This is a genomic window from Dietzia sp. DQ12-76, from assembly GCF_014145045.1.
Taxonomy (GTDB): Bacteria; Actinomycetota; Actinomycetes; order Mycobacteriales; family Mycobacteriaceae; genus Dietzia.
Map to the genome: position 1 here is coordinate 1 of NZ_JAALDV010000083.1, position 7,145 is coordinate 7,145.

At 70.2% G+C, this 7,145-nt stretch carries 9 protein-coding genes; 5 read left to right on the forward strand and 4 right to left on the reverse strand.

The features are described from left to right. Positions 1-167 precede the first annotated feature (167 nt). The 3 genes from G6019_RS04015 to G6019_RS04025 are packed head-to-tail and all read right to left on the reverse strand — an operon-like array spanning position 168 to position 2,105. Positions 168-995 carry a hypothetical protein gene (locus G6019_RS04015; RefSeq protein WP_182627079.1) on the reverse strand — a complete coding sequence of 276 codons (828 nt, stop codon included), beginning with the start codon at positions 993-995 and terminating at the stop codon, positions 168-170. Continuing rightward, positions 992-1,708, reverse strand: coding sequence for an ABC transporter ATP-binding protein (locus G6019_RS04020; protein ID WP_309230150.1), 717 nt, complete (start codon positions 1,706-1,708; stop codon positions 992-994). Before G6019_RS04020 ends, G6019_RS04015 begins: the two co-directional genes overlap by 4 nt. Position 1,709: 1 nt before the next feature. Then, a complete protein-coding gene (locus G6019_RS04025; protein WP_182612761.1) occupies positions 1,710-2,105 on the reverse strand; it encodes a GntR family transcriptional regulator in 396 nt (131 codons plus the stop codon). A 215-nt stretch (positions 2,106-2,320) separates the two neighbouring features. Here G6019_RS04025 and G6019_RS04030 point away from each other — a divergent pair, with 215 nt between their 5' ends. Continuing rightward, positions 2,321-2,482: a hypothetical protein gene (locus G6019_RS04030; RefSeq protein WP_182612762.1), complete on the forward strand. Its 162-nt coding sequence runs from the start codon at positions 2,321-2,323 to the stop codon at positions 2,480-2,482. Positions 2,483-2,530: 48 nt separating this feature from the next. Here the strand turns inward: G6019_RS04030 and G6019_RS04035 are convergent, their stop codons facing one another. After that, positions 2,531-3,067: a hypothetical protein gene (locus G6019_RS04035; RefSeq protein ID WP_107756864.1), complete on the reverse strand. Its 537-nt coding sequence runs from the start codon at positions 3,065-3,067 to the stop codon at positions 2,531-2,533. Positions 3,068-3,189: 122 nt separating this feature from the next. On the opposite strand from G6019_RS04035, the gene G6019_RS04040 reads away from it, so the two are divergent. The 4 genes from G6019_RS04040 to G6019_RS17200 all read left to right on the forward strand — a co-directional run. After that, complete coding sequence (locus G6019_RS04040; RefSeq protein WP_182612763.1) at positions 3,190-4,548, forward strand: flavin monoamine oxidase family protein; 1,359 nt, start codon at positions 3,190-3,192, stop codon at positions 4,546-4,548. A 52-nt stretch (positions 4,549-4,600) separates the two neighbouring features. Continuing rightward, entirely contained in the window at positions 4,601-5,620 is a 1,020-nt protein-coding gene (locus tag G6019_RS04045; RefSeq protein WP_182612764.1) for an AraC family transcriptional regulator, read from the forward strand. Between the two features lie 97 nt (positions 5,621-5,717). Next, positions 5,718-6,905, forward strand: a complete 1,188-nt coding sequence (locus G6019_RS04050; RefSeq protein ID WP_182612765.1) for a hypothetical protein — start codon at positions 5,718-5,720, stop codon at positions 6,903-6,905. Continuing rightward, positions 6,902-7,145 (forward strand): SDR family NAD(P)-dependent oxidoreductase (locus tag G6019_RS17200; protein WP_309230151.1); only part of this gene is annotated, 244 nt, incomplete at its 3' end. The genes G6019_RS04050 and G6019_RS17200, both read left to right, overlap by 4 nt.

Here is a 7,145-nt window from a genome sequence, read left to right on the forward strand (position 1 = left end):
CGCCATGGCCGTGCGGGCGGTCGTCCAGACCGGCGACCCGGCCGCCGCAGAGGCGGCCACCCGGGAACTGGTCGCCCTGCGTAAACGCCTCTACGGGCTCCTCGCCGAGGCCGGGGACTGACGCGGGTGTCGGGCCCCGGGCGTCCGAACCCGGGGCCCGACCGGTATCAGACCAGGGCGACCTTGTGATCCCACGAGCGGGCGGTGCGCCACAGGCAGTACACCGCCAGCACTGCCGACGCGGCCAGGAAGCCGACGGGCATGACGTCGTTCTGGGCGGCCGCGCCCGCGGCCAGCTCGCCGAGAACGTCGACGCGCACGAACTCGAGGGTGTTGCCGGCGCCCATCGCGACGCCGAACGGCAGCGCGATCATCGCCAGCAGCGACAGCATCTGAGTGGCCACGTAGATCACGACGAACACCACGACCGGCCCACCGGCGCCCAGAGCCGCCAGTCGCCGCTCGTGCCCCACCGAGACCGCGAAGTAGTAGTAGACCGGCCAGATCAGGAACGAGGAGAGGCCCACGATGAGCCCGGCGGCGATCATCCAGGGCGGCGCGGCCGTGGTCACCGTGGTCCAGGTGTCGGACAGGACTGACGACGACGGCGAGGTGATCCCCGAATGCAACGCGGCCGCCCACCAGGCGAGCAGCGCGAGCCCGGCGGTGAGGACGAGCGCGGCCAGCGAGGCGATCATCGCCCACGCCAACCTGACCCAGAAAATGGTCGAGCCGCGGACGGGGATGGAGTGGGTGAAGTACCCGGTGCGGCCGTACCCGGTACGCCAGTAATCGGCGGCGAGGGTCAACTGGACAGCCGGGACCGCCACGATCGCGGCCAACACGCCCAGGGCCATCCCGAACTGGGAGAGAAGGGGCCATCCGGCGGCCCCGAGCAGACTGCCCAGGACTCCGATCAGGGTGATCATGCCGAGAGTCGTCCCGAGCGCCCCACGCGTACGCAACCATTCGTGCTTGAGCAGTGTCGTCGTCATCGGTAGGTCTCCCTGAAGATCTGATCGAGGCTGGCGGAGTGCTGGCCGCGGAGGTCGTCGGCGTCGCCCTGCAGCAGGACGCGGCCGTGGCGCATCATCACCGCGGCGTCGAGGATGGGCTCCAGGTCGTGCACCAGGTGCGTGGAGATCAGGAGCAGTGAGTCCTCGGAGAGGTTGCGGAGGATCCCGTCGAGGATGAGCTGACGTGCGGCCGGGTCGACGCCGGAGATGGGTTCGTCCAGCAGGAACACCTTCGCGTCACGGGACATGGCCAGCGCGATCTGGACCTTCTCGCGCATGCCCTTGCTCATCTCCTTGAGCCGGGCGGTTTCGCTCAGACCGAAGAACCCGATCAGGTCTCGGGCCTTCTCGGTGCGGAAATCGGAGAAGAAGTCGGCGTAGAGCTCCAGGCAGTAGGTCACCCGTGCGGAATCGGGGAGGAAGCTGGTGTCGGGCAGGAAGGAGACGATCGCTTTGGACTCGGGTCCGGGGGCGTGGCCGTCGATCCGCACGCTGCCGGAGTATCCCGAGAGCACGCCGGCGAGGATCTTGAGGAGGGTGGTCTTACCGCAGCCGTTCTCCCCGAGCAGTCCCACGATCCGGCCCGGAGCCAGGCGGAGGTCGAGCGCGTCCAACGCGGTCGTGGAGCCGTAACTCATGCGCAGCCCCGAGGCCTCGACGAGTGTGGGCGCGGCGTTCTCGGTGATGCTCACGTCAGGCACCTCCGTCGTGCGCATGGGCAGTGGTGTGGTCATGGTCGTCCCATCTGTTGTCCAGTAGTGCTCGGGCCTTGTCCTGCGTCATCCCGAGGCCGCGGACCCGACGGATGAACTCGTGGGCGGCGCCGGAGGCGAGGTCGGCGCGGACCTCGTCGATGCGGGCGTCGTCGGAGGTGACGTATCGCCCGCTGGCCCTCTCGGATCGGCACAGCTCGAGCCGTTCCAACTCGGCCAGTGCCCGCTGTGCGGTGTTGGGGTTGACGCCCAGGTCGGACGCCAGTTCGCGGACCCCGGGCATCCTCGCGCCCGCCGCCCACTCCCCGATCACGATGCGTCGCGAGAACTCCTCGACGAGCTGCACCCAGATCGGAGAGGCGGTGTCGAACTGCATCGAGCCCCCGTCCGTGTCGCTGTATTAGGTGATTAATACAGTGACACTCATCGACGAGGGAGTCAAGAGAAGGCTGGTCGCGCGTTCATTGTCTATACCCCCTAGGGTATGTATGCTGGCTGTCGAGGCCCGAGCGAGCCGACCGTTCGCCTGGCGACCTCGCGACGATCCCGCGGCCCTTGACCCCGCACTCTGTGACCTTGAGGAGAACGACCATGTGCAGACCCGCCACCTGTAAGACCTGTGGAAAGACGACGTGGGCCGGGTGCGGCATGCACGTCGACCAGGTGATGTCCGCCGTGCCCAGGTCCCAGCGGTGCCCCGGTCACGCCAAGGCCCCCGCGGAGGGGTTCCTGGCGAGGCTGTTCGGGAGGTGACCGGTCGGCCGGAACGGCCGGTGCGGATGATCGACCGGTGACGCCGGCTCAGTGCGTCAGAGCGACCTTGAGCGCCACGACGGCCACGGCGACAACCGTGAGTGCCGCCGCGCCGAGGAGCCACCTCCGATCGGGCCGTTCGCCGTTGAGTCGGCCGATCACAAAGACGACGCCGCCGATCCGCACCAGCACGGTGATCTCCGCGAGCAGGATGGCGGTACCGTGCTCGATCACCCCGATCCACCCGACCGCGAGGATGAGCGACGGCAGGACCGCCGAGCTCAGGATCGGCACCGAGTTCCGCAGTTCGGCGAGCCGCTCGGCGCGGCTCAGCGGCTCGCCCTCACGCACGCCGTGGCCCACCGCCTCGGCGAAGACGTGCGCGATGAACGTCGACAGGGCGGTGCCCAGCACTATCGCGATCCCGACGTACTTCTCGCTCTGGACGATCGGCACGAGCGCCGCGAGCACCAGGATGTTGCCGTAGATGTAAGCGCTGATCCTGCTCGCCGCGTCGTCACGATCGAGCGGCTCGCCCCGGGAGAGCCACGAGTTGCGCGGCAGGGATCGCCTGTCCGTGTCCATGCCGACAAGGGTGGCAGACGGCAGGGGTCCGTCGCGTCGAGTTCACTGTCCTGACCCGGGCCGGCGGGGGCTCGGAATACTGTGGGAATGTCTGCGATTCGAGGGCGTGGAGAGGCTCGACAATGGACTCATCGGTGGACGTGGTGGTCGTGGGGGCGGGGATCGCCGGCCTGGTCACCGCGCGTGAGCTGACCCGGGTGGGCCACGAGGTGATGGTTCTGGAGGCCCGGGACCGTGTGGGCGGCAGGCTACTGGGCGCCACGCTCGCCGGTGGCCAGCCCATCGAGGTCGGGGGGCAGTGGGTCGGCCCCACCCAACACCACGTCCTGGCACTGATCCGCGAACTGGGACTGCAGACCTTCCCCACCCACGTCGAGGGCCGGCACATCGCCGAACTCGGCGGCGCCAGGGCGGAGTACACCGGCCGGATCCCCAGGTTCGACCCGGTCACCCTGGCCGATATCGCCCAGACCCAGTGGCGGCTCGACCGGATGGCCGCCCGCATCCCGCTCGACGACCCGTGGAACGCCTCCGGCGCCGACCGCCTGGACTCGCAGACGTTCGACACCTGGCTCAGACGCACCGCCCGCACCCCGCGGGCCCGCGGGTTCTACCGACTCCTCACCGAGGCTGTGTTCTCGACCGGCCCCGAGGACCTCTCCGCGCTGTGGGCGGCGTTCTACATCGGCTCGGCCGGCGGACTGGACGCGATGATCGACACCGCCGGTGGAGCGCAGCAGGACCGCGTGGTGGGCGGGGCGCAGACGATCGCGATCGAGATGGCGCGGCAACTCGGCGAACGGGTGGTGCTGGACAGCCCGGTCACCGCGGTCGAGTGGGACGTCGGTTCCGTCCGCGTCCGTACCGGCCACCACACCGTGAGCGCGCGCCACGTGGTCGTCGCCGTTCCTCCGCCGCTCGCGTCGAGGATCCGCTACTCCCCCGGCCTGCCCGGGGACCGCGACCAGCTCGTCCAACGGTTGCCCATGGGACGGGTGATCAAGGTCAACGTCGCCTACCCGGAGCCGTTCTGGCGCGCCGACGGCTGGAGCGGTCAGGCGAACAGCGACACCCGCCCGCTGGGCACGGTCTTCGACAACACCCCCCACGGCGCCGCGGGCGGTGGCCCCGGGGTGCTGGTCGGATTCCTCGAAGGCCGACACGCGGACCGGTGCTCGCGCATGACGCCCGCCGACCGTCGGGCGCAGGTGCTGGAGGATCTCGCCGGATACTTCGGGCCCCGGGCCCGCGAACCCGTCGACTACATCGAGCGCGACTGGGCGGAGGAAGAGTACAGCCGCGGGTGCTACGGCGCGTTCGCCGCGCCCGGGACCCTGACCCGCTTCGGACCCCACCTGCGCCGCGCGGTCGGCCCGATCCACTGGGCGGGCACGGAGACCGCCACCCGCTGGGCCGGGTACATGGACGGGGCTGTCGAGTCGGGCCGTCGGGTGGCCGGGGAGATCGGTGTGCCCGGGTGAGCAGCCCGGAGTCCGTGGTCACCTGGCGGAACGGTAGCGCCCGGGTGGTGGCGTGCAGCCGCTGATCCGCACCGCCAGCCTTCGCGGCTTCGCCCCGCTCGTGAGCGAACTCGGAGGGGACCCCGAGCACCTGCTCGACCAGTACGGCATCGCGGCCGAGGCCCTCGCCGGCGACGACGGCCTGATCTCGATCACCGCGCACGACCAGATGCTCGACGCCGCCGCTGCCGCGCTCGAGTGCCCGGATTTCGGGCTGCGGCTGGCCGACCGACAGGACATCTCCATCCTCGGTCCCGTGGCCCGGGCGATCCGCCCCAGCTCCACCGCCACCGAGGCGCTCGAGTGCGCGGCGCGTTTCCTGTTCGTCCACAGCCCCGCGCTGACGATCGGCGTCGACGACGACCCGTGGAACCGGCGCGGAGTGATCGCGCTGACATACCGCAAGCAGCTGTCCGAGTCGCCGTACTCCCCTCAGGCCATCGAGCTGGGGCTCGGCCTGTTCCACCGGATGGCGGTGCAGTTGCTCGGGCGCAGTCCCGGTCTCCGATCCGTCGAGCTGACCCACGGGCCGCTCTCGCCCGTGGACCGCTACCTGGACTTCTTCGGTGCCGACATCAAGTTCGACCGCCCCGTGGCCGCGCTGTGCGTCGAGCGCAGGATCCTGGACGCCTCGTTCGCCACCGCCGACGAGGAGATCCGACAGGCCGCCCTCGACCACCTGGCGGGCACCTACTCCGACCCCGCCCACTCGATGGCGGGTCGGGTCCGCCGGGCTGTGGGCGAGCGCCTTCCCGGGCGGGTCCCGGCACTCGCCGAGGTGGCGGCGTCGCTCGCGATCCACCCGCGAACCCTGCAGCGCCACCTCGTCGTGGAGGACACCACCTACGGTCGGGTCGTGGACGACCTGCGGCGGGACCGGGCACACCGGTTCATCACGACCACCGACCTGTCCTTCACGCAGATCGCCGACCTGGTCGGGTTCTCCGAACAGTCCACGCTCAGCCACGCCGTGCGGCGGTGGTTCGGCGTCTCCCCCGGCGAGCTCCGACGCCGGGGGAGAGTGTCGCGCTGAGACAAGTGGGGCGGCGACGGACACCGGATCCTGGAAGTACCCGTCAGGAGCACGGCGCCGGGAGAGCCACGGCGCCCCGAGGAGAACAGGAGCGGTGATGCTGCGCGAACACGAGTTGGGCGACCGGGAACTGCAGGAGCAGACCCTGCGGGAACAGTCCACCGAGGAGATGCTCGAGCAGATCGGCGCGCGCTCGATCCCCGAGTTCGACGGTGTCCACGACGTGTGGCCCCGGGGTGAACGCCTGCGGGCGGTGCGCGCGGCGGCCGCCGAGTACAAGACGCGGTTCGTGCAGCAGGGGCAGGTGCGGGCGGTGCAGTCCGTGGACGTGGCGGCGGCGCCGTACCCGGTCAAGTACGCGTTCAACAACGCGGTCTCGGTCCCCAGCCTGCCGCTGATCACCATGATCAACCGGATGATCGTGGTGCAGTACGACGACTGGAACGGCCGCCCCCGCACCCTGGTGTTCGAGCCGACCGTCCCCGCGGGGTCCGCCGAGGCGCCCTTCTACGACAACCTCCAGGCGCTCGTCGACAAGGTCCCCGGCGGCAACCTGGCCGTGAAGCTGATCCTCAAGTACTTCAACGAGCCGGATCAGGCGCTCGCCAGGGTCGGGCTCACGCCGCAGGACGTGGACTTCTGCACCTTCGACCACCTGCACGTGCAGGACCCGCGCATGATCCTCGGTTCGACGGAGGTCATCCCCGGGGAGACCGCGCCCCGCGACCCACTGTTCGGAGACGCGCGGCTGCTGGTCCACCGACGTGAGCTGGCCACGCTCGAGGACCTGCACCCCATGCAGTGGGCGTGGTACGTCGCCGACGGTCTCGGCGGGGTCGACCGCTCGAAGTTCGCGGTGTTCGACGGGGACATCGAGCTCGGCCCCGGCCTCGCCCTGATGTGGACCCCCGGACACACCGACGGCAACCACTCGCTGGTCGTCAACACCCCGGACGGCGTGTGGGTGTCCTCGGAGAACGGCATCTCGCTGGACAACTGGCAGCCGGAGCTGTCCCGGATCCCGGGCGTGCGGCGGTACCACGAGCAGTTCGGCCGGGAGATCTGTCCCAACGCCAACACCCTCGAGGACTCCCTGGATCAGTACGACTCCATGATCAAGGAGAAGACCATGGCGGACCCGTGCCCCGGCGACCCGCGCTGGCTCCAGATCCTGCCCTCCACCGAGCTCGTCCCCTGGAAGCGCTTCTGGCCGGTCGTGCCCACCTACTGCCACGGTGGCATCTCCTACGGCCGGATCCGCTCCGGACTGGGAAGCGAGAAGTGACGACGACGAGGCCGCGCAGCGCGCTCGTGACCGGTGCCGGTCGCGGGGTGGGCAGGGAGATCGCCGAGATGCTCGCCGGACGCGGATACCGGGTGATGGTCACCGACGTCGACGCCGACACCGCCGCCGCGGCCGCCGCCGACCTCGGGGCGAACGCCAGCTGGGCGGCCGTCGATGTCCGCGATCACCGGCAGATCGAGATGGCTCGGGATGCGCTCGTCGAGCAGACGGGGGGCCTGG

Bases quoted from the DNA above. Each gene is read 5' to 3' on its own strand.
- G6019_RS04015 (WP_182627079.1), bottom strand. From the start codon at position 995: ATGACGACGACACTGCTCAAGCACGAATGGTTGCGTACGCGTGGGGCG.
- G6019_RS04025 (WP_182612761.1), bottom strand. From the start codon at position 2,105: ATGCAGTTCGACACCGCCTCTCCGATCTGGGTGCAGCTCGTCGAGGAG.
- G6019_RS04030 (WP_182612762.1), top strand. From the start codon at position 2,321: ATGTGCAGACCCGCCACCTGTAAGACCTGTGGAAAGACGACGTGGGCC.
- G6019_RS04035 (WP_107756864.1), bottom strand. From the start codon at position 3,067: ATGGACACGGACAGGCGATCCCTGCCGCGCAACTCGTGGCTCTCCCGG.
- G6019_RS04040 (WP_182612763.1), top strand. From the start codon at position 3,190: ATGGACTCATCGGTGGACGTGGTGGTCGTGGGGGCGGGGATCGCCGGC.
- G6019_RS04050 (WP_182612765.1), top strand. From the start codon at position 5,718: ATGCTGCGCGAACACGAGTTGGGCGACCGGGAACTGCAGGAGCAGACC.